Source organism: Faecalicatena contorta (genome assembly GCF_003149105.1).
Lineage (GTDB): Bacteria > Bacillota > Clostridia > Lachnospirales > Lachnospiraceae > Muricomes > Muricomes contortus_C.
Genome location: NZ_QGDS01000005.1, coordinates 205,032 through 227,622, shown reverse-complemented (window position 1 = coordinate 227,622; position 22,591 = coordinate 205,032). Strand labels below are relative to the sequence as shown.

General features: G+C 43.9%; 21 protein-coding genes. 17 read left to right on the top strand and 4 right to left on the bottom strand.

Annotated features, from left to right (window positions below; translation table 11 throughout):
* Positions 1–40 precede the first annotated feature (40 nt).
* From A8805_RS10785 to A8805_RS10745, 9 genes are all read left to right on the top strand, one after another.
* Positions 41–1,408 (top strand): alanine/glycine:cation symporter family protein, encoded by a 1,368-nt coding sequence (locus tag A8805_RS10785; RefSeq protein ID WP_109710961.1) that lies wholly within the window; start codon positions 41–43, stop codon positions 1,406–1,408.
* Between the two features lie 258 nt (positions 1,409–1,666).
* Entirely contained in the window at positions 1,667–2,695 is a 1,029-nt protein-coding gene (locus tag A8805_RS10780) for a LacI family DNA-binding transcriptional regulator (RefSeq protein ID WP_109710959.1), read from the top strand.
* A gap of 331 nt (positions 2,696–3,026) precedes the next feature.
* Positions 3,027–4,031 (top strand): Gfo/Idh/MocA family protein, encoded by a 1,005-nt coding sequence (locus tag A8805_RS10775; RefSeq protein WP_109710957.1) that lies wholly within the window; start codon positions 3,027–3,029, stop codon positions 4,029–4,031.
* Between the two features lie 20 nt (positions 4,032–4,051).
* A complete protein-coding gene (locus tag A8805_RS10770; protein ID WP_109710955.1) occupies positions 4,052–4,885 on the top strand; it encodes a sugar phosphate isomerase/epimerase family protein in 834 nt (277 codons plus the stop codon).
* A gap of 15 nt (positions 4,886–4,900) precedes the next feature.
* Positions 4,901–5,797, top strand: a complete 897-nt coding sequence (iolE, locus tag A8805_RS10765) for a myo-inosose-2 dehydratase (RefSeq protein WP_109710953.1) — start codon at positions 4,901–4,903, stop codon at positions 5,795–5,797.
* An 82-nt stretch (positions 5,798–5,879) separates the two neighbouring features.
* A complete protein-coding gene (locus tag A8805_RS10760) occupies positions 5,880–6,782 on the top strand; it encodes a sugar phosphate isomerase/epimerase family protein (protein ID WP_109710951.1) in 903 nt (300 codons plus the stop codon).
* Between the two features lie 50 nt (positions 6,783–6,832).
* Positions 6,833–7,870, top strand: a complete 1,038-nt coding sequence (locus A8805_RS10755; protein ID WP_109710949.1) for a sugar ABC transporter substrate-binding protein — start codon at positions 6,833–6,835, stop codon at positions 7,868–7,870.
* Positions 7,871–7,946: 76 nt separating this feature from the next.
* Positions 7,947–9,464 carry a sugar ABC transporter ATP-binding protein gene (locus tag A8805_RS10750; RefSeq protein WP_242992342.1) on the top strand — a complete coding sequence of 506 codons (1,518 nt, stop codon included), beginning with the start codon at positions 7,947–7,949 and terminating at the stop codon, positions 9,462–9,464.
* Positions 9,465–10,442, top strand: a complete 978-nt coding sequence (locus tag A8805_RS10745) for an ABC transporter permease (RefSeq protein WP_242992340.1) — start codon at positions 9,465–9,467, stop codon at positions 10,440–10,442.
* Between the two features lie 74 nt (positions 10,443–10,516).
* Here the strand turns inward: A8805_RS10745 and A8805_RS10740 are convergent, their stop codons facing one another.
* On the bottom strand, positions 10,517–11,359 hold the full coding sequence (locus tag A8805_RS10740) for an AraC family transcriptional regulator (protein WP_181392800.1): 843 nt from the start codon (positions 11,357–11,359) through the stop codon (positions 10,517–10,519).
* A 164-nt stretch (positions 11,360–11,523) separates the two neighbouring features.
* On the opposite strand from A8805_RS10740, the gene A8805_RS10735 reads away from it, so the two are divergent.
* Genes A8805_RS10735 through A8805_RS10720 form a run of 4 tightly spaced genes read left to right on the top strand, consistent with a single transcriptional unit; the run spans position 11,524 to position 15,687 of the window.
* Positions 11,524–12,666, top strand: a complete 1,143-nt coding sequence (locus A8805_RS10735) for a Gfo/Idh/MocA family protein (RefSeq protein WP_109710945.1) — start codon at positions 11,524–11,526, stop codon at positions 12,664–12,666.
* 53 nt (positions 12,667–12,719) lie between these two features.
* Entirely contained in the window at positions 12,720–13,613 is an 894-nt protein-coding gene (gene iolE / locus A8805_RS10730; RefSeq protein WP_109710943.1) for a myo-inosose-2 dehydratase, read from the top strand.
* Between the two features lie 9 nt (positions 13,614–13,622).
* Positions 13,623–14,639, top strand: coding sequence for a Gfo/Idh/MocA family oxidoreductase (locus tag A8805_RS10725; protein WP_109710941.1), 1,017 nt, complete (start codon positions 13,623–13,625; stop codon positions 14,637–14,639).
* Positions 14,632–15,687, top strand: a complete 1,056-nt coding sequence (locus A8805_RS10720; protein WP_109710939.1) for a zinc-dependent alcohol dehydrogenase — start codon at positions 14,632–14,634, stop codon at positions 15,685–15,687. Before A8805_RS10725 ends, A8805_RS10720 begins: the two co-directional genes overlap by 8 nt.
* 194 nt (positions 15,688–15,881) lie before the next feature.
* Here A8805_RS10720 and A8805_RS10715 read toward each other — a convergent pair whose 3' ends face one another.
* From A8805_RS10715 to A8805_RS10705, 3 genes are all read right to left on the bottom strand, one after another.
* Positions 15,882–16,415: a hypothetical protein gene (locus tag A8805_RS10715; protein ID WP_109710937.1), complete on the bottom strand. Its 534-nt coding sequence runs from the start codon at positions 16,413–16,415 to the stop codon at positions 15,882–15,884.
* A gap of 151 nt (positions 16,416–16,566) precedes the next feature.
* On the bottom strand, positions 16,567–16,680 hold the full coding sequence (locus tag A8805_RS22585; RefSeq protein WP_242992355.1) for an ATP-binding protein: 114 nt from the start codon (positions 16,678–16,680) through the stop codon (positions 16,567–16,569).
* A complete protein-coding gene (locus A8805_RS10705; RefSeq protein WP_109710933.1) occupies positions 16,641–17,231 on the bottom strand; it encodes a response regulator transcription factor in 591 nt (196 codons plus the stop codon). Before A8805_RS10705 ends, A8805_RS22585 begins: the two co-directional genes overlap by 40 nt.
* A gap of 242 nt (positions 17,232–17,473) precedes the next feature.
* Here A8805_RS10705 and A8805_RS10700 point away from each other — a divergent pair, with 242 nt between their 5' ends.
* The 4 genes from A8805_RS10700 (at position 17,474) to A8805_RS10685 (ending at position 22,530) form a co-directional block, all read left to right on the top strand.
* The gene (locus A8805_RS10700) at positions 17,474–18,496 is read left to right on the top strand and encodes a LacI family DNA-binding transcriptional regulator (protein WP_109710931.1); all 1,023 of its coding nucleotides are present in this window, start codon (positions 17,474–17,476) and stop codon (positions 18,494–18,496) included.
* A gap of 227 nt (positions 18,497–18,723) precedes the next feature.
* Entirely contained in the window at positions 18,724–19,773 is a 1,050-nt protein-coding gene (gene iolC, locus A8805_RS10695) for a 5-dehydro-2-deoxygluconokinase (protein WP_109710929.1), read from the top strand.
* Position 19,774: 1 nt separating this feature from the next.
* The gene (gene iolD / locus A8805_RS10690) at positions 19,775–21,706 is read left to right on the top strand and encodes a 3D-(3,5/4)-trihydroxycyclohexane-1,2-dione acylhydrolase (decyclizing) (protein ID WP_109710927.1); all 1,932 of its coding nucleotides are present in this window, start codon (positions 19,775–19,777) and stop codon (positions 21,704–21,706) included.
* A 17-nt stretch (positions 21,707–21,723) separates the two neighbouring features.
* Positions 21,724–22,530: a 5-deoxy-glucuronate isomerase gene (locus A8805_RS10685; RefSeq protein ID WP_109710925.1), complete on the top strand. Its 807-nt coding sequence runs from the start codon at positions 21,724–21,726 to the stop codon at positions 22,528–22,530.
* Positions 22,531–22,591 lie beyond the last annotated feature (61 nt).

Genomic DNA, 22,591 nt, shown 5'->3' with positions numbered 1-22,591 from the left:
TTATCGGTAATATCGATAAAATATGTAAGGAGGGTATGCATTGGAGGTTTTAGAGTTAATTGTTGCGAAGGTGAATGGATTTTTATGGGACTATTTGCTGTTATTCCTGCTGGTAGGAACCGGGATATGGTTTACTCTGCAGCTTGGTTTCATTCAAATCAGAGGCTTTGGGGAAGGCTTCAGAAGAACATTCGGAGGGTTGTTTAGAAAGGAGGAGGAGGCTGGAAGTGACGGCATGTCGTCATTTCAGGCACTTGCAACTGCAATTGCGGCCCAGGTAGGTACAGGTAATCTAGCTGGTGCGGCGACGGCTATTGCGGTCGGAGGCCCAGGAGCTATTTTCTGGATGTGGGTCAGTGCATTTTTTGGTATGGCGACAATATATGCAGAAGCATTAATGGCCCAGAAATTTAAACAGACAGATAAAGACGGAAACGTTACAGGTGGTCCGGTATATTACATAAAAGGTGCTTTTAAGGGAACGTTTGGTAAAGTATTGGCAGCTATTTTTGCAGTACTAATTATTTTTGCTCTTGGTTTTATGGGAAATGCTGTTCAGTCCAATTCAATTGGGGATGCATTCAGTGCAGCATTTGGTGTTAATCAGGTTATTGTTGGGGTTGCTGTTGCGATTCTGGCGTTCTTTATTTTTTCAGGTGGGATTAAAAGAATTGCCAAAGTTACAGAGACATTGGTACCTATTATGGCGTTGTTCTATATTATAGGAGCACTTATTGTAATCTTTGCAAACGTTACAAAGATTCCGCTTGTTTTCCAGGAAATCATCGTAGGAGCATTTGCTCCGCAGTCAATTGCAGGGGGTGTAATTGGTGCGACGATTCAGCAGGCCATGAAGAAAGGTGTTGCACGTGGATTGTTCTCAAATGAGGCTGGTATGGGTTCTACACCTCATGCACATGCAGTTGCTAAAGTAAAGCATCCTGCAGAACAGGGGTTTGTAGCTATGATAGGGGTATTCATCGACACATTTGTTATCCTGAACTTGACAGCATTTGTTATTATCATCACACGTTCTGTAACACCGGACCAGTCGCTGATAGGTACAGCACTGACACAGGCTGGATTTTCGTCTGTATTTGGTAAATTTGGAGAGATATTCATTGCTATATGTATGTTTTTCTTCGCATTCTCTACCATTATCGGCTGGTATTTCTTTGGAGAGGCCAACATTAAGTATCTGTTTGGAAAAAAGGCAGTTAAAATTTATTCATTGTTGGTATGTGTATGCATTATATTAGGTTCTGCCATGAAAGTAACTTTAGTTTGGGATATGGCTGACTGCTTCAATGGATTAATGGTAATCCCAAACTTGATAGGTCTGCTGGCACTTACTGCGGTAATTAAGTCGGTGCACAAGGACTATCAGGTAAATTTCAAAAAGAAATAGCAGGCTGGCTAAAATTGTTAGGATGAAGTAAAACTTTCAGGCAAAAAGGATTAGAAAATGGACCATACTCTGAATCTTGTATTAATGACTGGGTAAGGGAACCTGCGCAAGACAAAAGGCAGAAGGACGATTGATAAGCTGTAAAAGCTTTAAGTCGTCCTTCGTACTTTTATAATATAAGATCCTTTTGATGATTGGACAACCCCAATAAAACATGTTAATATTCAGAAAGAGAAGACTTGACAAGGAGGGGTAGTTATGGCGGTGACACTTCAGCAAATAGCCGATGCGGCCGGAGTATCAAGAAGGACGGTCGACCGGGCTCTAAAGGATCAGGGCAGAGTCAGGCCGGAAGTGGCCGAAAAGATAAAAAAGCTGGCAGAAGAAATGGGATACCGCCCTAATCAGGCAGGCAGAGCATTGGCCCTGGCTAAGAACCCGATTAAAATAGGTGTGATTACTCAATCATCAGAAACCCCCTTTATGCAGGAAGTTTTAGTGGGGGTGCATGATGCAAGGAGAAGAGTGCGGCGGAATGGCGCTGATGTAGAGATTTGCCGGATTGACGGAGTGAATGCCCGGCAGGTCATTGCATGTATGGAGAAGCTAAAGGAGTCCGGTGTAAGGGGCATGGCTCTGGTTCCCGCAGAAGATGAGGGGATTAAGCTAGAGATTGACCGGCTTTCGGAGGAGGATCATATTCCAGTAGTAACCTTCAACTCAGATGTATCAAATAGCAGAAGGATTTGTTTTGTGGGACAAAACAATAAAAAGGCCGGTCAAACGGCAGCCGGTCTAATGGCAGATTGTCTGAAGTCTTATGAACAGATAGGGATTATTACCGGCTCCGCTGAAAACCCGGCACTTAACAGCAGGGTGAAAGGCTTTCAGGAGACTTTGAGCGAGCTGCGTCCGGACCTGATGATTAACCAGGTCTACTATATTGCCGACGATGAACTCCAGGCTGAAAAAATCACTGTAGAGCTGTTAAATGAATTTCCGCAAACCAAGGGCATTTTTGTCAGTGCTCCGGCCGTACTGGGAGTGTGCCGGGCATTGAGGAAAAAGGGTGTTGAAAAAGAAATCATTGTGATTGCCAATGATGTTCTGGGCGAGAATATAAAATGCCTGGAAGAGGGAAGCATCAATTATCTCATTGGCCAGGAGGCATATTTCCAAGGTTATGAAGGGGTTATGACTCTCTACCGCTATTTGCTGGAAGATCGAAAACCCAAAAAAGAGTTAGAGTATACAGATATTATTATCAAAAATCGTTATAACATTTAGTGTACTGTACCATTAATGTTTTTCCTGGGCAGCTTACCTGAACAACAGTGGCACAGTTCACTAGTTAAATAAAAAACAAGTCGGAAACAATTACTGAAATCCGACTTGTTTTTTTGTGTAAAGTTTCTAAAAATACCCCAAACTTATTGTTTAATATTTATCAATTTGTGATTATTGACAAAAATAGCTTGTGAAATATGTTCAAAAGATACATTGCGCCCACGTGGGCAATATGTTAATATGACAACACGGTAACTGTTCCTGGTTCTGAACAGATACACAATACCTTAATAAAGGACATTAGAATTATTACAAAATAAGGAGGAACATTATGTTAAAAGTAGGAGTGATTGGCTGCGGTGGTATGGGCAGAGACCATATTAAGCGTTTGACCAATAAGATTCAGGGCGCAGAGGTAGTTGCGGTTTCTGATGTTATGGAAGAAAGTGCAAAAGAAGCTGCTAAAATCTGCAATGCAAGGGTTTATACCAACGAACTTGAATTAATTGCTGATCCGGAAGTAGAAGCAGTGTTTATTGTATCTCCTGGCTTTGCTCACACCGAGCCGCTGTTAGCAGCAATTGAAGCCGGAAAGAGAGTTTTTTGTGAAAAACCATTAGCAACGACGGCAGCGGATTGCCTTAAGGTAGTAAATGCTGAGGTTGCTGCCGGTAAACATCTGATTCAAACTGGTTTTATGCGGCGCTATGACAAAGGGTATATGCAAGTAAAAGAAGCCTTGGATTCCGGTAACTATGGTGAACCGTTAATGCTTCATTGTACACACCGTAATCCCGAAGTTGGTACAAACTACAATACTCCGATGGCGGTTCATGACACTGCAATCCATGAGATAGATGTACTGCATTGGCTGGTAGATGATGAGTATGAATCTGCTCAGGTGATTATGCCCAGAATCACCAAGTATTCTCACTCCGAGCTTAATGATCCTCAGATTATGCTCCTCAGAACTAAAAAAGGCGTTTGCATTGATGTAGAAGTGTTTGTTAACTGCAAGTTTGGTTATGACATTAACTGTGAAGTGGTTTGTGAAGATGGTGCAATTAAAATGCCCGAACCGGCCTACCCCTATATTCGTAAGGATGCCAGACTTTCGACTACCATCGATACTGACTGCTTTGTCAGATTCAAAGATGCCTACGATGTGGAGGTTCAGGACTGGGTTGATAAGGCTGGGGAGGAAGTAATCAGCGGCCCCACTGCCTGGGACGGGTATCTGGCAGCAGTTACCGCTGATGCGTTAGTAAAAGCACAGGAAAGCGGCAAAATCGAACCGATCATAACAGAAGTTGAAAAACCGGACTTTTATAAATAAGAAGAGGAGATTTTTAGAAAATGAAAATTGGATTTAACGAAGCAACAGCGCTGGAGTGCCAGGGACAGTCATTGATGGCAGATTTGGAAGCCTGCGAAAAGAATGGTTTTGATTATATTGAGATTCGCTTTGATTGTATAAAAGATTATTTGCAAGATCATACATTGGAAGAATTGGCTGACTGGTTTAAGAATCATAACCTGAAACCCTGGGCTTATAACACGTTGATTTTCTTTAATCAGAGAGATGAAGCCGGGAAAAAAGAAATTGATGAAGAAACTGATTTTATCATCCAGGTATGCAAGGCGATTGGAATGAAGATGTTGATTACTGTACCTTCCTTTGATGTGAAAGATAAAACAATTTCTGAGATTAAGGAAGAGGCGGTAGCAAGGCTGCGTTACTTAAGTGACAAGGTAGGAGCGGATATTAAGATTTCACTGGAGTTTTGTGGGGCACCCAATTGTTCCATTAACCAGTTTGGGACAGCTTATGACGTAGTAAAAGCGGTTGACCGGGAGAATGTTGGGGTAACCGTTGATACGTTCCACTTCCATGAAATGTGTTCAAAGCTTGAAGACTTGGAAGCGGCTGAAGGGAAGAAAATTTTTGCTTATCACTTAAATGACTGCGAAGACTTACCTTTAGGTTCTGCCGGTGATGATAAGAGGCTGTGGCCGGAAGAAGGAGTTGTTAATCATGCCGGAATTGCCGCCGCTCTTAAAAAGATCGGTTTTGATGGAGTTTGTACCATCGAAGAGTTCCGTCCGGAATACTATGCTCTCCCCCATGCAGAGAATGTCAGGAAAGCGGCAGAAGTTACGAAGGCTTTTGTTCATAAATACTTTAGCTAGACAGGAGGCGGCAAGATGTTGGATAATAATAAAATCAAACTGGGCATTTCCCAAATCGGGTGGACGAATGATGATATGCCGGATCTGGGGAAAGAAAACACTTTTGAGCAGACAATAAGTGAGATTGCCCTGGCAGGATTTAAGGCATCAGAAGTCGGAGCCAAATATCCTGATGACCCGGCGGTGCTGAAAAAGGCAATGGATTTGCGCGGACTTACGATTTGTAATAGCTGGTTTTCCACGTTTTTGATTACCAAACCATATGAAGAGGTGGAAAAAGACTTTATAAAACAGCTTGACTTTTTAAAGGCCGTGGGTGCAGATGTAATCGGTGTCTCCGAACAAAGCCATAGCATTCAAGGCAGGCTTGATCAGCCCATCTGGGAAGGCAAGTATGTGATGAATGAAGATGAGTGGAAGATGCTGGCAGATGGTCTTAATAAATTAGGAAAAGCTGCGAAAGATAAAGGGATGAAGCTGACGTTCCATCACCATATGGGAACGGTAGTTCAGACTGAAGAAGAAATCGACCGTTTTATGGATTTGGTTGATCCGGAATATGTCTTCTTACTTTTTGACAGCGGACATTTATCCTTTGCAGGAATCGATCCGGCTAAGATTCTTAAAAAATACATAAGCCGGGTACGGCATATTCATTTGAAGGATATTCGTCAGACGCTGGCAGATAAATCGAAGGCAGAGCACTGGAGTTTTCTGAAAGGTGTCAGAGAAGGTGTCTTTACGGTACCAGGCGATGGAGATGTGGACTTCGAACCCCTTTTTAAGATTGTTGCAGAGTCAGGTTATGCAGGCTGGCTGGTGGTGGAAGCCGAACAAGATCCGGCGAAAGCGAATCCCCTGGAATACGCCATCAAAGCCCGGAAATATATTGCCGAAAAGACAGGTTTATAAGCAGGCCAATTTTATGTTATTTTAAGACAAAAATATGTAGTGATAATCATTAACAAATATTATATTATGTGGAGGTGAAAGGATGAAAATAGCATTTGATGTGGATGTATTGGCGAAGCAAATGGATATTAACCGGATGGTTCACCAGGTGGCAGACTGGGGATATAAATATATCGAACAATCCCCCCATCCCCGGATTAATCCTTTTTATAAGCATCCCTTGTTTTCTAAAGAGTGCGAGGCTGAGTACAAAAAAGCCTTAAAGGAAACAGGTGTTGAACTGTCCTCATTAATCGGGGTGTACCGCTGGTCGGGACCCACAGAGGAACAGAGACAATTTGCAGTAAAAAATTGGAAACGGCTGATTGAAATCGCTGTGGAACTGGGTGTTCGGGTTATTAATACGGAATTATCAGGCGATCCGAACCAGCAGGAAATCTGCAATGGAATGTGGTTTAAGTCGATGGAAGAATTGCTGCCGGTTATAGAGCGGGAAGGCATCCGGATTGAGATTCAATCTCATCCATATGACTTCTGTGAGCTGAATAATGAGTGCTGTGATTTGGTAAAATCCTTCCGTTCCGATTATCTGAAATATGTTTTTGCTACAGCTCATGGTTTCTTCTATGACCAGGGCAAGGGCGAGATGAGAAAGATGTTAGAGTATGCAGGCGAAGATTTATCACACGTTTTATTTGCGGATACATTTAATCAGGAACTGGATTGCCGCTATATCGTAAATCCACCATGGCTTAACAGCCGCGGAGCTGCCGATGTAACTGTGCATCAGCATCTGGCCATGGGGGAAGGGGATGTAAACTTCGAAGAGATTTTTGCTGCGCTAAGGGCCATGAACTTTAAAGACCGCACCTTTAAGGTGGGCGGTGAATCCATCGCAACCGTTTCTTATTTTGGTTTTCCTGAGAAGATGGATAAGCAGGCTCCGGAAGCCAGAGAAAGGATTGAAAAGGAGCTATTAGGATAGTAATTGTGCCAAGGGCATTAAAAATATAAAGGAAAAGAAAGGGAAAGAAAATGAAAAAGATGAGGAAAATGTTGGCTGGTTTGAGTGCAATGGTGATGGTGGTCGGGTTACTGACTGCTTGCGGAGGCGGAGGCAGTGACACAGACTCTGGCAGCAAGAGTGATGGCGATAGCGGCAGTAACAGTGATTCTGCCAAGCTAACCCTGATTATGTCCCAAAGAGATGAGTGGCTTGGAGAAATGGAACAAGCAGCTGTAAAGGAAGCAGAAGAAATGGGTATTAATCTCAATACTGTTGATGCACAGTCTGACACCAGCAAAATGCTTCAGTTTATTGAAAGTGCAAAGAATGATGGTCAAAAGGCTGTTATTATCAACATGGTAGACCCGGAAACAGCAGAGCAATGTGTGGAAGCTGCCGGTGATATGTATGTAGTTTTTGTGAACCGCTACCCTTCAGATGATTCTGTCTTAAATGAAAAAGTAGTTTATGTTGGCTCTGATGAAAGTACTTCTGGCTATTTCCAGGGTGAATGGTTAGCAGAACACTTTAAAGCGGAAGGAAAGAGTGAATTTAGCTATATTCTTCTTAATGGTATTTTAGGTCAGACCTCCACCACTTTGAGAACCGAGTCGTTGTTAAAAGGTTTGGAGGATAACGGCGTTAAAGGGGTAGAAGCAACGGCTCCGCTGGCGGCTGAATATCAAAGAGAAAATGCTCAGGATATGATTGCACCACTCTTAAAGACTGCAAAATATGATGCAATTATTTCTAACAATGATGCCATGGCTCTCGGGGCAATTGAAGCAATGATTGATCAGGGTATAGATCCCACTACTGTACCGATTGTAGGTATTGACGCTTCTTTAGATGGCCGTCAGGCTGTAAAAGACGGCACTTTAGACATGACAGTATTCCAGGATCCGAAAGGACAGGGAAAAGGAGCACTGATTGCCGCTAAAAACCTGATTAACGGCAATGCAATTAACGATGGAACCGACTGGGAACTTGACGAAACCGGAAATATTTTATGGATTCCTTTTGAACCGGTAACAATTGATAATGTAGATGAGTATGACAACCGCTAATAATTAAAGCAAAGCATGGAAGACGGGGGAGAATTCATTTTCCCCCCATTTTCAGCAAAAGAATGAGGTGAAGGTATTGAGTGAAAAATACATTCTGGAAATGCAGGGAATCGTTAAGGAATTTCCCGGTGTGAAGGCCTTGAACGGAGTTCAGTTAAAGGTGCGGCCAGGTACTGTTCATACCCTGATGGGGGAAAACGGGGCCGGGAAGTCGACCCTGATGAAATGTTTGATTGGGATGTACGCTGCGAATGCAGGGACAATTACCTATAAAGGCAGAGCCGTAAAGTATAAATCGACAGAAGAGGCATTAAATGATGGAATCTCCATGATTCATCAAGAGTTATCGCCTGTGCTGGAGCGTTCGGTCAGTGAAAATGTCTGGCTTGGACGGGAACCTAAAAAAGGGATTTTTATTGATTATAAAAAAATGCGTCAGGATTGTCTGGAGTTATTTGGGAAAATGGGTGTTGACTTAAATCCTGACGAGAAGATGAAAAATCTTACCGTAGCTAAGATGCAGATGGTAGAAATTGTGAAAGCTATTTCATACAACTCTTCGATTGTCATTATGGATGAGCCCACTTCGGCTTTGACGGATTCCGAAGTAGAAGATTTGTTTCGGATTATCGCTGAGCTGAAGGCGAAAGATGTGGCGGTTATCTATATTTCTCATAAAATGGATGAAATTTTTAGAATCAGTGATGATATTTCTATTTTCCGTGATGGAACTTACATATCTACCGACCAGGCCTGTAATTTGACCCAGGACGAGGTTATCAAACGGATGGTAGGCCGGGAGATTACAGAGATGTTCCCTAAAGAGGAATGTGAAATTGGTGAGGTTATTTTAAGGGTTGATAAGCTTAGTTCCGGGAAAGCGGTAAAAGAAGTATCTTTTGAATTACATAAGGGTGAGATTCTTGGTTTTGCCGGACTGGTTGGGGCCGGACGTACCGAGACTATGGAAACCATCTTCGGAATGCGGCCAAAAACCGGAGGAGCAGTTTACATCAATGGGAAAAAGGTTAACATTAAAAGCCCGGAAGATGCCGCTGCTAATAAGATTGCCTTGTTAACGGAAGACCGGAGAGGGAATGGTATCCTTGGAATCTTGAGTGTTAGGTTTAATACGGTGGTTGCAAATCTGAAGACCTATGGTTTCCCGGTTGATTCAAAGAAAATGGCTGCAGATACACAGGAATATATCGACAGACTTAGTATTAAGACTCCCAGCATGGATGCTCAGATTCAGGATTTGTCCGGGGGGAATCAGCAGAAGGTTTTACTTGGACGCTGGTTATTAACGGATCCGGATATTTTGATTGTAGATGAGCCCACCCGCGGAATTGATGTAGGAGCAAAAGCAGAAATTCATCGTATTATTTCTGACCTGGCAAAAGCCGGGAAGGCGATTATCGTTGTCTCATCAGAGCTGCCGGAGGTTATGGGTGTGTCCGACCGGGTGGTGATCATGCATGAAGGCAGAGTAACCGGTGTCCTTGACCGCTGTAATTTATCACAGGAATTAATTATGAAATATGCGACTAAAGAAGAAGTTGAAAGTAAATCCATGGTTCAGGAGGGTGAATAAGTGAGTATTCAGAGAAAGAAATTTTTATCAGATAATATGATTTGGCTGGTTTTGATTGCGCTGGTTATTATTATGTCGATTGCAAACCGTAATTTTGCCACAGTGTCAAACCTGACAACGTTATTGACCGGAGAAGCAATCAAGGGGATTATGGCCTTTGGTGTGGCTTTTGCCATCCTGACTAAGGGAATTGATCTTTCATTAGGGGCAGTGGCGGCTTTAGTGGGGGCAGTCAGCGGAGCCTTAGTACAGCCGACGGACTTTGCAATGAGAACACTCTCAAGCGGGGCAAGGCTTCCGGCACCTGCAGCAATTCTTATTGGATTATTATTAGGGGCGGCAATTGGCGGATGTATTGGGGCTATCATTGCCTATACGGAAATCCCGGCATTTATTGCCACTCTGGGTGCCCAGCTGATATGCCGGGCTGCTGCAAAGATGTTTTCGAACCGCCCGGTTTCGAAGCTTTCTGATGATTATCGTTTTCTGGGAAGCGGACGGGTATTGGGGATACCAATGATTGTCATCGTCTTTATCATTATAGCGGTTATTTCCTGGTTTATCCTGGTTCATACCCGTTTTGGCAAGAGTCTTTACGCCATCGGCGCAAATTCTCAGGCTGCCAGAGTGGCCGGGATTAATGTTAATGCAAACCTGATTAAGGTTTATGTCTGGTGCTCCTTAATGGCAGCTCTTGGCGGTGTATTGCTGGCCGGCCGTTCCGGTTCTTCAGATCCTTCTACTTCAGGTCTTAACTATGAGCTTGATGCAATTGCCGCAGCCACGGTTGGCGGTACTTCCCATACCGGCGGTGTATGTTCCGTAACCGGAGTCATTGCCGGAATCCTGATTCTGGGAGTTATCAATAACGGTTTGGTATTGATGGGTGTAGATGATAATATGACGAATATTTTAAAAGGTATTATCATTATTGGTTCGGTGGTATTAGATATGCGTAAGAATATAAAGAAGGTATGATAAAGTGGCGTTCTTAGCTGTGGTGGTTTTTTCACCTGGATAAGAACGCCATAACTATTTAGTATAGAAAGCTATTATTTCCATAGGGAACGGTACTGAAGTGGAGTTATGTTTTCCAGCTTGCGGAAATTATGGATGAAGTGTGAAGTGTTGCAGAAGCCGCACGTCTCGCCGATATTCTCAATACTGGCGGCGGTAGTGCTGAGCAGTTTCTTGGCATGCCTGATGCGCAGTTGAAGGAGATAGCGGTGAGGGGTTACCTGATAAGCCTCTTTAAACTTGCGTAAATAGTAATGGGTACTGAGGGAGGCTTTCTCGGCGAGCTGATTCAGAGACAGATTACTTTGTCCCAGATGCTCTTCCATATATTGGATTGTATCCTCCAATAACAGTTCCAGATTTCCCTTTTCCTGTTCGCTATTAAGTTCTGCCAGTTGTGTTAGCAGGCGCTGAAGATAAAGAGCCATAGTATGAGGTGAGGTGTTTGCCTGCTTAACATTTTTGATAATACGCTCGCAGCAATGCTCAATCTCAGAAGTTAAATTCTGCGGATAGAAAATACAACCCTGGTGCTTTAACAACATATTGGTATAGGCTGTACTGCTGCTTCCGGTTAAATGGAACCAACGCATTCTCAGGTCATCGGTGCCGGCATAATAACAATGGGGTTCCCGGCAGTCTAATAGTACAAGGCTCCCGGCAGGTGCCTTTTTTTCTTCGCCCCGGTATCTGACCATCAGGCTGCCCTCATCTACAATGATTACGTGGCAGGTGTCAAGCCATTCCCGTTCCACGATATAATGCTGGTCACAGTGATAGATCCCTGCATGAGGGATATAGCAGAGATTTTTTTTCGTAAAAGGGTCAGGTTCATAATAAAAACGTTCCGAATCTTTCAAGACACCAACATCCTTCATTCTCATTCCTCCACAAGGTCAATTTTATGTTATTTTATGACAAGAATATGTAGTGATAATCATTAACAAATATTATATTATGTGGGAAAGAACCTGTCAAATGGAAGTTGTGAAGATGGGTCATAGAAAGTTAATTTTAAATTATTTTTATGGAGGACAAGAAAATGAAAGAAACAAAAATTGGCTTGATTGGTGCCGGCTGGATGGGGCGGGCTCACACGGTAGCCTTTCACCATGCCGGAATGATTTTTGGAGATGATTTACCAGTCTTTGAAATCATTGCGGATGTTTATGAGGAACAGGTGAAGGAAGCCGCCGAGTCTCTGGGGTATAAGCGTTATACGACCGATTGGCGCGCGGTGGTAACGGATCCCGCAGTTACCCTGGTGGATGTAGCCACCCCTAACAATATGCATTTTGAAATGGTTAAGGCAGCCCTGGAAAATGGAAAGCACGTTTTTTGTGAGAAACCTTTATCTCTCTCCGGTGAGGAATCGCAAATTCTGGCGGAGCTGGCTAAAGAAAAGGGAGTAGTTAATTATTGTGGCTTCTCTAACTTAATGAATCCGGCAAACCAGTATGTTAAGGAGTTAGTAGAAACCGGAGAGCTTGGTGAAATCATGCGGATTCATGCAACTTACGATCAGGATATGCTCCTTGATCCCAAACTGCCCCTGACCTGGCGCCATGTAAATGAGACTGCCGGCTCGGGAGCTTTAGGGGACTTATGCAGTCATCTGTTATCCGTATCCCAGATGATTCTTGGGGATATCAAAGAGGTTATCGGGATTGATTCAGTTGTGGTCCCGGAGCGCCCGATTGCCGGCAGTGACAAAACTGGTAAAGTTGAAAATGATGATATTATTACCTTTCTGGTAAAGTATAAAAACGGAGTTATTGGTGATTTTTCCTCATCCAGAGTTGCTACCGGCCGGAAGAATTATTTCTATTATGAAATCCAGGGGACGAAGGGAACGGTAGTCTATGATCTCGAGCGGATGTGCGAAGTGCAGGTCTATTTTAAGCAGGATGCAGATAAGAGAAAGGGGCGGGACAGTGGTTTCCGCACAGTGCTGTTAAACCCGGAACATAAAGGTTATAAGTATTTTCAGCCGGCTGGAGGGATTGCCATTGGCTTTGATGATATGAAAGTATTACAGGCCCATGAATTAATGCAGGCCATGGCCGGAGGTGAATATGCCGCGAATTTTGCTATGGCAGCCAAGGTGGATGGCGTAGCCAGCGCTGTGCTTAAGTCACTGAAGAGCAGAACATGGGAAGAATGTTGTAACTGTTCATGGTTCTGAACAGATACAGAATGCCTATAGCAGGAAGATGTCTATAATAGGAGGATGTTTAAATGGGATTTGGTAAGATTGAACTGGGGATTGCACCTATCGGATGGACGAATGACGACATGCCTGAGTTGGGCGGGAACAATACCTTTGAACAAATGGTTTCGGAAGCCGCCCTGGCAGGTTTCACCGGGACGGAAGTGGGCGGCAGGTTTCCTGCTGATCCGGCGGTGCTGAATAAGGCATTAGAAATGAGGGGGCTTAAGATTGCCAGCCAGTGGTTTTCCAGTTATTTGTGTTCAGCGCCCTATGAGGAAAATGAAGCAGCGTTTATGAAACAATTGGATTTTTTAGAGGCGGTGGGAGCGAAGCGGATTAATGTCTGCGAGTTAACCAGATGCTTGTTTGCTGAGCGGGTATCCATGTTTGGTGAGCATAAGCCTCTTGCCAGTGACATGGAGTGGGAGAAGCTTTGCGATGGCTTAAACAAGCTGGGAAAAATTGCAGCCGCCCGGGGCTTTAAATTGTGTTTTCACCATCATATGGCGACGGTGGTGCAAACCCTTGAAGAGACCCGGCGCTTATTGGATAATACCGACCCTCGATATGTTTATTTGTGTTTTGATACCGGGCATTTTACATTTGCCGGAGAAAATGTTGTGCGGGCAGCGGTTCTCTTTGCAGGCCGAACCGGTCATGTACATTTAAAGGATATTAGAAAAGAAAAAATGGAGCAGGCTTATCGGGAAGGTTTTGCGTTCAGGCAGGCGGTGTTAGCTGGTTGTTTTACGGTTCCGGGAGACGGGTTTGTGGATTTCCCCGGGGTTTTTGCAGAACTTGAGAAAAAGGGATATGCCGGGTGGATGATGGTAGAAGCCGAACAGGATCCGGCTCTTGCCAATCCTTTTGAGTTTGCCCTTAAGGCGCGTAAATACGTCAAAGAGCAGACGGGATTATAGGAGTAAAAAATGGATAAAAAAATTAAGTTTGGTATAATTGGTCTGGGAACAATGGGCAAAATACACCTGCAGAACTTACAAAACAGGATAAAGACAGCAGAGGTGGCAGCAGTTTGCGGGAGAACTCCGGAGAAAGTTGAGAAAGTAAGAGAAGAGTATAACATTCCTTACGGTTTTACTTCTGTTGATGAACTGTTGGCGTTTCCGGAGCTTGACGCGGTAGTTATCGCTACTGGAGCGGATGCACATAAGGAACCCGTTTTAAAGGCGTGTGCAGCCGGAAAACATATATTCTGTGAGAAACCCCTGGCGAAGACCCTGGAAGATTGCAAAGAAATAGAAGCAGCTGTGAAGGAAAATGCCGGTAAATGCTTCACGGTGGGATTTATGCGGCGCTTTGATCCTTCCTATGCTGAAGCAAAGGAAAGAATTGAAGCCGGGGAGATTGGCGTGCCGATTATGTATAAGGGCAGCAGCATTGATCCCGCAGAAGTACTGCCGGATCACCTGGAAGGAGTTAAGAACGGTATTTATGTCCCCTGGTTTATTGAAATGGGGAGCCATGATACGGATTTGGCCCGGTGGTTTTTAGGGAGCGAGCCGATTAAGGTTCACGCCTATGGCGGAGCTTATGTTTGCAAGGAGCTGGCTGCTTATGATGATTACGATAATGGTGCGTCACTGACCGCGTTTGATAATGGTACCATGGCTTATATACAAGTGGGGAGGACCGGGACTTGCAGTCATGTAGAGTCCGAAATTGTGGGGACGAAGGGAACCCTTAGGGTTAATCATGTTCCCCGGCGTAATTATCTGTCTGCTTTGGTGGCGGAAGGTCATCTGGAAGCTTGCCAGGATAGCTTTATCAGCCGTTGGAGTGAGGCTTTTTTTAAGGAAATGGATGATTTTGTGGAGTGCATTATAAATGGAAGAAAGCCACAGGTTACTGCTTATGATGGAACAATGAGCCTGGAGTTTTGCCTTAAATTGCACCAGGCATATCTGGAGGGAAAAGAAAATGAGTAAGATGATGGACGCGGTTGTTTTCACTGAAAACGGAAGGTACGAAGTTATCACCCGGAAAGTACCGGAACTTACCCGGGATGAGGATGTAAAAATTAAGATATTAAGGGCCAGTATTTGTGGTACAGATGTTCATATTCTTCACAACCCTCCGGGAATCAGGGCAACGAAAGGTATTATTCTTGGACACGAATGTGTTGGCGAAGTAGTAGAAACGGGAGACGGTGTCAGGACACTTAAAAAGGGAGACCGGGTTATCCTTGATAATAACCTGCCCTGCGGCGTATGCCCGGCATGCCAGAGCGGCAGCAGTAATCTCTGTACAAAGATGGCTTCCATGGGAGTACATATAGATGGTGTCTTTGCACAGTATGCGGTGGCGCCGGAACAGCAAATGGCCGTTCTTGATGACATGGTTTCCCTTGATGAAGCAATTTTTGCGGAACCGTTAAACTGTGTTATGGGAGCGGTTAAGAAGCTTAAGGTCATGCCGGGTGATACGGTGCTGATACTGGGCGGGGGACCGATTGGTTTGTATTTCACTACCCTGATGCGCCTGTGCGGAGCAGGCCGGGTTCTGGTTTCGGAAATTTCAGCATTTCGTAAGGAGTATGCTTTGGGTCAGGGAGCTGACAGGGTGATTGATCCGTCTGCAGAAGACCTGAATGAAGAGATTTTAAAAGAAACCGGCGGAATTGGTGCTGATATTGTAATAGACGCGGTTGGTGTATTATTACCCGAAGCAATAAAGGCTGTAAAAAAAGGCGGGAGCATCTTGTTATTCGGACAGAATGGGATGGTTCGTCAGGAATTATGCCAAAATGATATTACGGCTAAAGGAATAACAATTTACGGGAACTATATTGGCAATTACACCCTTGGAAATGTAACCAGACTGCTAAAGAGCAAGCGTTGTGATTTCAGCAGGATGATTACTCATCGGCTGCCTCTTAAGGAGTTTGGCACTGGTTTAGCGGCAATGCAGGAGGGGAAAGCGCTGGAGGTGGTCTTATATCCGCAAAATGATGCTGAAAAGGCTGCCGGGAAATAAGAACTCTGGAAAAACAGAGAAGCCATTGGTAGTTTTTACTCTCCCAATGGCTTTTTTGTTTAAACATTTCCTTTTAGTGCTTATTTGCGTCGTTTTATGAAAACGGCAATGCCGGCAGCGACAACAACCACAATAGCGGCAACGACGATAACAGCAGAGTTCATGGTGTATCCTCCTTTCGTGTTTTTGTAGGTTTATATGGAAAGCATATTATTTGCCTTCTCGCAAACGTCGTAAATCTCGTCATACTTTCCGTCGATCAAAGGTGTTACTTTATCTGTCTTTTTCTTGCTAATATGAACATAGCAAAAATAAGGGATTATCCAGCCGACAAAGCCGGGAATTGCCAGAATAACCATTAAGGGAAGCATATCTGCCAAATATGCAAATACAGAACCTGCCATAAAAGCAGTGCCGAATATGCCTATTACATAAGCAGTCGCAGCAGCGGCAATGACCTTTGAATGGTCCAGTGCAATAATGTCATTTACGCAAGCGTCAAACTGCCGTTGCAGGCGGGTTAGCTCTGCTTTATTGCGGATTTTCCGGTCGCGTTTTAATTTCAGGGTAACCGAGCCCACTTTTTGTATGGGGTGAGAAGTTCCCTCCAAGGTCCAGCCAAAGTTGGTGTAGCCGTCGGCATATACAGAAACCATATCATTTTTGATTGTTACATCTTTGTACTCATAGCCGATAAAAGCATTATCGCCTATAACTGTTTCGTTCATAGTAATACCTCCTGTCCTTATATCGTTTTGATACTCATACTTTACGATGTTGTTGTTTATAAATTGCTTGAGAATTGTTTCTAAAATATTAAAACAAAAAAAGGTGCTTATCCCATTTCGGGAGTAAGCACCTTTCCTTAATAATACCCTGTTAATAATTCAGGGGGATAGTCGCAGTGAATATGCTGCCCTTTCCTGGTTCACTGGTAACCTCCAACTCCCCTCCTAATTTGTCAACCACCCTATATGCAAGGGCGAGTCCCAGGCCGTTACCCTCGCTGGAATGCGATGTATCACCTTGATAAAAAATGTTTTTTTCGGATAGGACAGCAGTTTGAAGAGGATATTAAATTCACGGACAGTTACTGGGATTTCATCATCATCAATGCTTGCAGAAAGTGCGTCCGCGTCCAGCGTGAGGCTGCCAACCGTCAGCTTTTTTTCGTCCATGATATTTGCCCGGCGTAAGAGTGCGGCAACACGCAGCACAAGCTCGTCTAAATTGACCGGCTTAACCATGTAATCATCAATCCCGGAGTGAAACCCCTTTTGTTTGGACTCGATATCGTCCCGCGCCGTCATAAACAGGATAGGAATAGTCTTGTTAAGAGAGCGTACCGTTTTTGCAAATTCAAAGCCGTCAATCCCCGGCATCATAATATCCGAAATAATAAGGTCGTATAAACGCCCATACATCAAATCATAAGCTTCACTGGGGTCGAAACAGCCTTTTGCCGCATACCCGTTATCAGAAAGATGGGAGCATACGATTTGATTTAGCTTACTATCATCTTCCACTACTAATATATTTATCATCATCAGACCTCCAAGACAAAAAATCAAAATTACTATATCATGCTGTTGTTTGAGAATTGTTAAAATCAGTCCTTTTTCGTTATATGTAACACTATATATGCTCAAACGGATAATATCAAGAAATCCCTGTCGTAATTTTTAGTACTATGTGCTTTTATCATTATAAATAATTAAGTTGCGTGCGTTTTGCGTGTGTGTTATAATCAGTTCTTAGAAAATACGTGATAAGAGGTGACCAAAGGATGGCTGGAACAATTCAAGATATCGCAGACCGGGCGGGAGTGTCCCGGGGAACAGTAGACCGTGCCCTTAATAAGCGGGGGCGTATTAATCCTGATGTGAAAAGGCGAATATTGCAGATTGCCGATGAAATGGAGTATGTGCCCCGGAAAAGGAAAAGTGAAAATAAAAAGAAGGTCAAAATCGGGATTGTGACGCAGCTGTCAAGTGCTTCTTTTATGAGCAGGATTAGAAAAGGTATCCAGGATGCGGCAAAAGAAACGGCTTCAAAAGACTTTGAATTACTCATTGAGGAATGTGAGAATGTAAGTGAAGATTCCCAGATGGAGTCTCTGCTGCGGTTAGAGAAAGCGGGGGTAGCGGGAATCGCAATTATGCCGGTTGACGGGAATCAGATCCGCAATAAAATCAATGAGCTGATTGAGCAGGGGATTAAGATTGTTACTTTCAATACTGATATTATTGGTACTAAGCGCAGCTGTTTTGTAGGTATGGATAATATCCGCAGTGGCCGGGCCGCCGCCGGACTGATGGGATTGCTTGCGAGAAAAGAAGGCGAGGTTCTGGCTATTACGGGCCATTTTGGCAATAGTGTCAATAATATGCGGGTGGAGGGCTTTACCTCTGAATTAAAAGAGAACTTCCCTGATCTTCATCTGGTAGGGGTTCAAAGCAGCTTTGATGAACCCGGGGAAGTGGAACGGCTGGTGTCTAAAAGTCTGGATACTTTTTCTGATTTGAAAGGTATCGTGGTATTTTCTGCCGGTCAGGAGGGAGTTTTAAAAGCCTTAGCAAAACAAAAGATTCCATCCAAACAGCGCCCCTTTGTTATTGTCTATGACTTGACCCCTGAAAATATTGCCGGTTTAAAAAGTGATGGCTTTGATTTTATTCTGGATCAAAACGGATACATGCAGGGGCACCAGGCCTTATGTATCCTGGAAAATTTAATCTTTGCGGATGCTCTGCCAACGAAAGAATACTACTATACCGATATTGTTATAAAAACAAAATATAACATCTGAGGGAAAATTGCAGAAATAAAGATTTTAAAAATGAAAAAGCACGCACTTCAGCGTGCTTTTTGTCTGTTTGATTACAAGAAAGGGAAAAAGTACTAGTTGAAAACTGTGAAAATTGTGCAATATAGTAGAATATGTATAATGTGCTATTTATTATATTGCACGCGAGTGCGGCGTGTGATATCATGAGGGTAAGAACTTATTAAATACATAATAAATGAGGTGAAGAGATGAAATATTTAGAACTGGATAACAACAGAGAATTTGATTTGGTTCTGCTTGGCCGAGTGGCGATTGATTTTAATCCGGCTTATAACGAGGATGTGAAAGAGGATTTTAAACCTCTTAAGAAGGTTCACGTTTTTGAGAAATTTGTAGGGGGATCTCCGGCCAATATTGCGGTCGGTGTAACCAGACACGGGATGAAGGCCGGATTTTTTGGAAAGGTGTCTGACGATCAGTTTGGCGAGTATGTGGTAGATTATTTTGATAATGAGGGAATTGATACCAGCCGTATCACCAAATGTGAGAATGGTGAGAAGCTGTGTCTGACCTTTACGGAGATGCTGTCACCAAAGGAAAGCAGCATCCTGATGTACCGTAATATACCGGCTGATTTGCAGTTAAGTGTAGCGGATATTGACGAAGAGTATATCAAGAATACAAAAGCACTCCTGATTTCAGGGACAGCCCTATCGGCCAGCCCTTCAAGAGAAGCAGCTTTTAAAGCGGTGATGCTGGCCAGAAAATATAATACCCGGATTATCTTTGACATTGATTACCGGCCTTATAGCTGGAAAAATGATGATGAGATTTCCATTTACTATTCATGGGTAGCTAGAGAAGCAGATATTATTATGGGGTCAAGAGAAGAATTTGACCTGACGGAAAAATTAATCAAAACTGGCATGACTGATGAGGAGAGCGCTGCTTACTGGCAGAACTATCATGCTAAGATTGTAGTTATCAAACACGGTATGAAAGGCTCAACGGCTTATACGAATGATGGCGGTAAGTTTTCTATTAAGCCATTCCCGGTTAATGCCCGTAAAGGCTTTGGCGGCGGTGATGGCTATGCTTCCGGATTTTTGTATGGCTTGTATCAGGGGTGGGAGATTATCGACTGCCTGGAGTTTGGTTCTGCCGAGGCCTCAATGATGGTGAAGAGTAACACATCTTCTGATACCCTTCCTAATCCGGAAGAAGTACATGCTTTTATCAAAGAAGAAAAAGAATTATACGGGGATATGGTTGCCCGTGCAGGCGAGGAGGAAAAATAAGGTGAGTAAGACGACAAAAATGACAACTGCACAAGCAATTGTGAAGTTTTTGGATAATCAATATGTTTCAATGGACGGCGCAGAAACTAAGTTTGTAGAAAGTTTTTTCACCATCTTTGGTCATGGAATCGCCGTAGGGTTAGGTGAAGCTTTAGATACTGATCCGGGAAGCCTGAAGGTTTTACAAGGACGTAATGAACAGGGAATGTGCCATACTGCAATTGCTTATGCCAAGCAGAATAACCGGCGTAAAATTATCCCCTGTGCTTCTTCCGTAGGACCAGGAGCAGCTAATATGGTGACTGCCTGTGCGACGGCAACAGTGAATAATATTCCTTTGCTGGTATTCCCGGCTGATACTTTCGCCTCCCGGCAGCCGGACCCGGTGCTGCAGCAGTTGGAGCAAAGTAATAGTTTGGCTACAACTACGAATGATGCTTTCAAACCAGTGTGTAAGTATTGGGACCGGGTTTCCCGCCCGGAGATGGTGATGACCGCGTTGATAAATGCTATGCGCGTTCTGACTGATCCGGCCGAGACAGGTGCCTGCTGTATCTCTCTGCCTCAGGATGTGGAGGGTGAAGCTTTTGATTTCCCGGATTATTTCTTCAAAAAACGGGTTCATCGTATTACCAGACCGGTAGCTGTTCCGGAAGAGCTGGATGACCTGGTAAGCATTATTAAAGATGCTAAGAAACCCCTTATAATTGTGGGCGGAGGAGTACGTTATTCCGAAGCCGGTGAAACAGTGGAAAAATTCTGTGCAGAGTTTAAGATTCCTTTTGGCGAAAGCCAGGGAGGCAAGAGTGCATGTAAATCCAGTGATCCCTATTGCCTGGGCGGAATCGGTGTGACCGGTACTTATGCCTCAAACGTAATTGCAAGAGATGCGGATGTAGTGATTGCCATTGGCAGCAGATTATCTGACTTTACAACCAGCTCTAAGCACTTGTTCCAGAATCCGGATGTGCAGTTTGTAACGATTAACAACTGCCGCTATCATGCTTATAAGATGGACGCTGTCAAAGCTGTCGGCGATGCAAAGGTGACGGTGGAAGCATTAAGTGAGAAGTTAAGATACATTAATTATCAATCCGCTTATACAAACGAAATTGTGGACGCGAAGGCTAAATGGGATGCGGAAATGAAGCACCTAGGCAGCATCGAATATACAGGTGATGATTTTGAGCCGATGATTAAAGCGAGAGATCCCCGGACAGTTCCGGAATTTGTCAAGCTTACGGATGGTAAGATTACACAGACTGCGGCTCTTTATGCAATCAGAGAAGTGATTGACGAAAACGCTACCCTGATTACGGCGGGCGGTTCCTTGCCAAGCTGCCTGCAGAGAATGTGGACTACCGACAAACGCGGCGGCTATCATGCTGAATACGGCTACTCTTGTATGGGATATGAAGTAGCTGCTACCCTGGGGGTTAAGTTTGCAGAGCCTGAGGATGAAGTGTATACCGTAGTTGGGGACTCCAGCTTCCAGATGCTTCATAGTGAGATTATGACCATTATGCAGGAGCGGCAAAAGGTTAATATCTTAATCTTTGACAACTGTGGTTTTGGCTGTATCAACAATCTGGAAATGACTCATGGTATCGGCAGCCTCGCAACCGAGTTCCGCTATACTGACGGTAAGAAGCCTTGTGGAGATTTAATTCCGGTTGATTATGCCAAGATTGGCGATGGCTATGGACTTAAGACCTATACCTGTAAGACGATTGCAGAACTTAAAGCAGCTTTAGAGGATGCGAAAAAGCAAGAGATTGCGTGTCTGTTTGATTTAAAGGTTATTCCAAAAACTATGACCGATGGTTATGAATCCTGGTGGAACGTGGGTCAGGCTCAGGTTTCCGGAAAAGAAAGTGTTGTTGAAGCCTGGGAAGAAGTTAAGAAGGCCAGAGAAGAAGCAAGAGTCTATTAGAAAGGAGAGATTATCTGATGGAAGAAAAGGTATTTGGTTATCCCCAGTTTGATGATCAGGGAGAAATGATTTTATCAACTTATGATAATGAATACAAAGCAATGCTCATGGATATCCGTGTCTATCGGCTGAAAACCGGTGAAAAGCGGACGTTTAAGAAAAACGATGAAGAGATGGCTATTCTCCTGTTAAGTGGTAAGATTGTTTACCGGTTTGACGGTAAAGAAGAAGCGGGAGAAAGAAAAGATGTTTTTACCGACGGCCCTTACTGTGTTCACGTCAGCAAGACTACAGAGGTAGAGATAGAAGCATTGGCCGGGACGGAGATTCTGGTTCAGTGTACGAAAAATGACAGGAGCTTTGAGGCAAAGTTCTATGTACCCAAGGATGCACCCTGGAAATATTCCAGTGTCGGCAAGTTTGGCAATGTAGCCAAACGCCGGGTCAGCACAATTTTTGATATTGATATTGCCCCCTATTCCAATATGGTTCTGGGCGAGGTGTTAAATGACAGGGGGAACTGGTCTGGTTACCTGCCTCACCGCCACCCCCAGCCGGAACTTTATTATTTTATGTTTGACCGGCCGGAAGGCTTTGGCGCCAGCTTTGTAGGTGATGATGTTTTTAAGAGCGTAGATAAAAGTTTTTCTGCGATTCCCGGAGGCAAGCTGCATCCTCAGTCAGTAGCACCTGGCTATCAGATGTACACCTGCTGGATGATCCGTCACCTGGATGGCAATCCATGGCATCAAACCGACCGTAATGAAGATGAAGCTTACTTGTGGCTTCACGAAGCCGATTTTTCGGATTCCTCCCAAATTTAATAGAAAAATGTAATAAAAGTAAAGCCTGCCGGATTCCGGCAGGTTTTACTTATGAAAACTG

Excerpts from the sequence above, each read along its gene's own strand:
- A8805_RS10735 (WP_109710945.1), top strand. The coding sequence starts at position 11,524 with ATGAAAGAAACAAAAATTGGCTTGATTGGTGCCGGCTGGATGGGGCGG.
- A8805_RS10715 (WP_109710937.1), bottom strand. The coding sequence starts at position 16,415 with ATGAACGAAACAGTTATAGGCGATAATGCTTTTATCGGCTATGAGTAC.
- A8805_RS10755 (WP_109710949.1), top strand. The coding sequence starts at position 6,833 with ATGAAAAAGATGAGGAAAATGTTGGCTGGTTTGAGTGCAATGGTGATG.
- A8805_RS10705 (WP_109710933.1), bottom strand. The coding sequence starts at position 17,231 with ATGATAAATATATTAGTAGTGGAAGATGATAGTAAGCTAAATCAAATC.
- A8805_RS10770 (WP_109710955.1), top strand. The coding sequence starts at position 4,052 with ATGAAAATTGGATTTAACGAAGCAACAGCGCTGGAGTGCCAGGGACAG.
- A8805_RS10725 (WP_109710941.1), top strand. The coding sequence starts at position 13,623 with ATGGATAAAAAAATTAAGTTTGGTATAATTGGTCTGGGAACAATGGGC.
- A8805_RS10700 (WP_109710931.1), top strand. The coding sequence starts at position 17,474 with ATGGCTGGAACAATTCAAGATATCGCAGACCGGGCGGGAGTGTCCCGG.
- A8805_RS10720 (WP_109710939.1), top strand. The coding sequence starts at position 14,632 with ATGAGTAAGATGATGGACGCGGTTGTTTTCACTGAAAACGGAAGGTAC.
- A8805_RS10760 (WP_109710951.1), top strand. The coding sequence starts at position 5,880 with ATGAAAATAGCATTTGATGTGGATGTATTGGCGAAGCAAATGGATATT.
- iolE (WP_109710953.1), top strand. The coding sequence starts at position 4,901 with ATGTTGGATAATAATAAAATCAAACTGGGCATTTCCCAAATCGGGTGG.
- A8805_RS10740 (WP_181392800.1), bottom strand. The coding sequence starts at position 11,359 with ATGAAGGATGTTGGTGTCTTGAAAGATTCGGAACGTTTTTATTATGAA.
- iolE (WP_109710943.1), top strand. The coding sequence starts at position 12,720 with ATGGGATTTGGTAAGATTGAACTGGGGATTGCACCTATCGGATGGACG.
- A8805_RS10685 (WP_109710925.1), top strand. The coding sequence starts at position 21,724 with ATGGAAGAAAAGGTATTTGGTTATCCCCAGTTTGATGATCAGGGAGAA.
- iolC (WP_109710929.1), top strand. The coding sequence starts at position 18,724 with ATGAAATATTTAGAACTGGATAACAACAGAGAATTTGATTTGGTTCTG.
- A8805_RS10780 (WP_109710959.1), top strand. The coding sequence starts at position 1,667 with ATGGCGGTGACACTTCAGCAAATAGCCGATGCGGCCGGAGTATCAAGA.
- A8805_RS10775 (WP_109710957.1), top strand. The coding sequence starts at position 3,027 with ATGTTAAAAGTAGGAGTGATTGGCTGCGGTGGTATGGGCAGAGACCAT.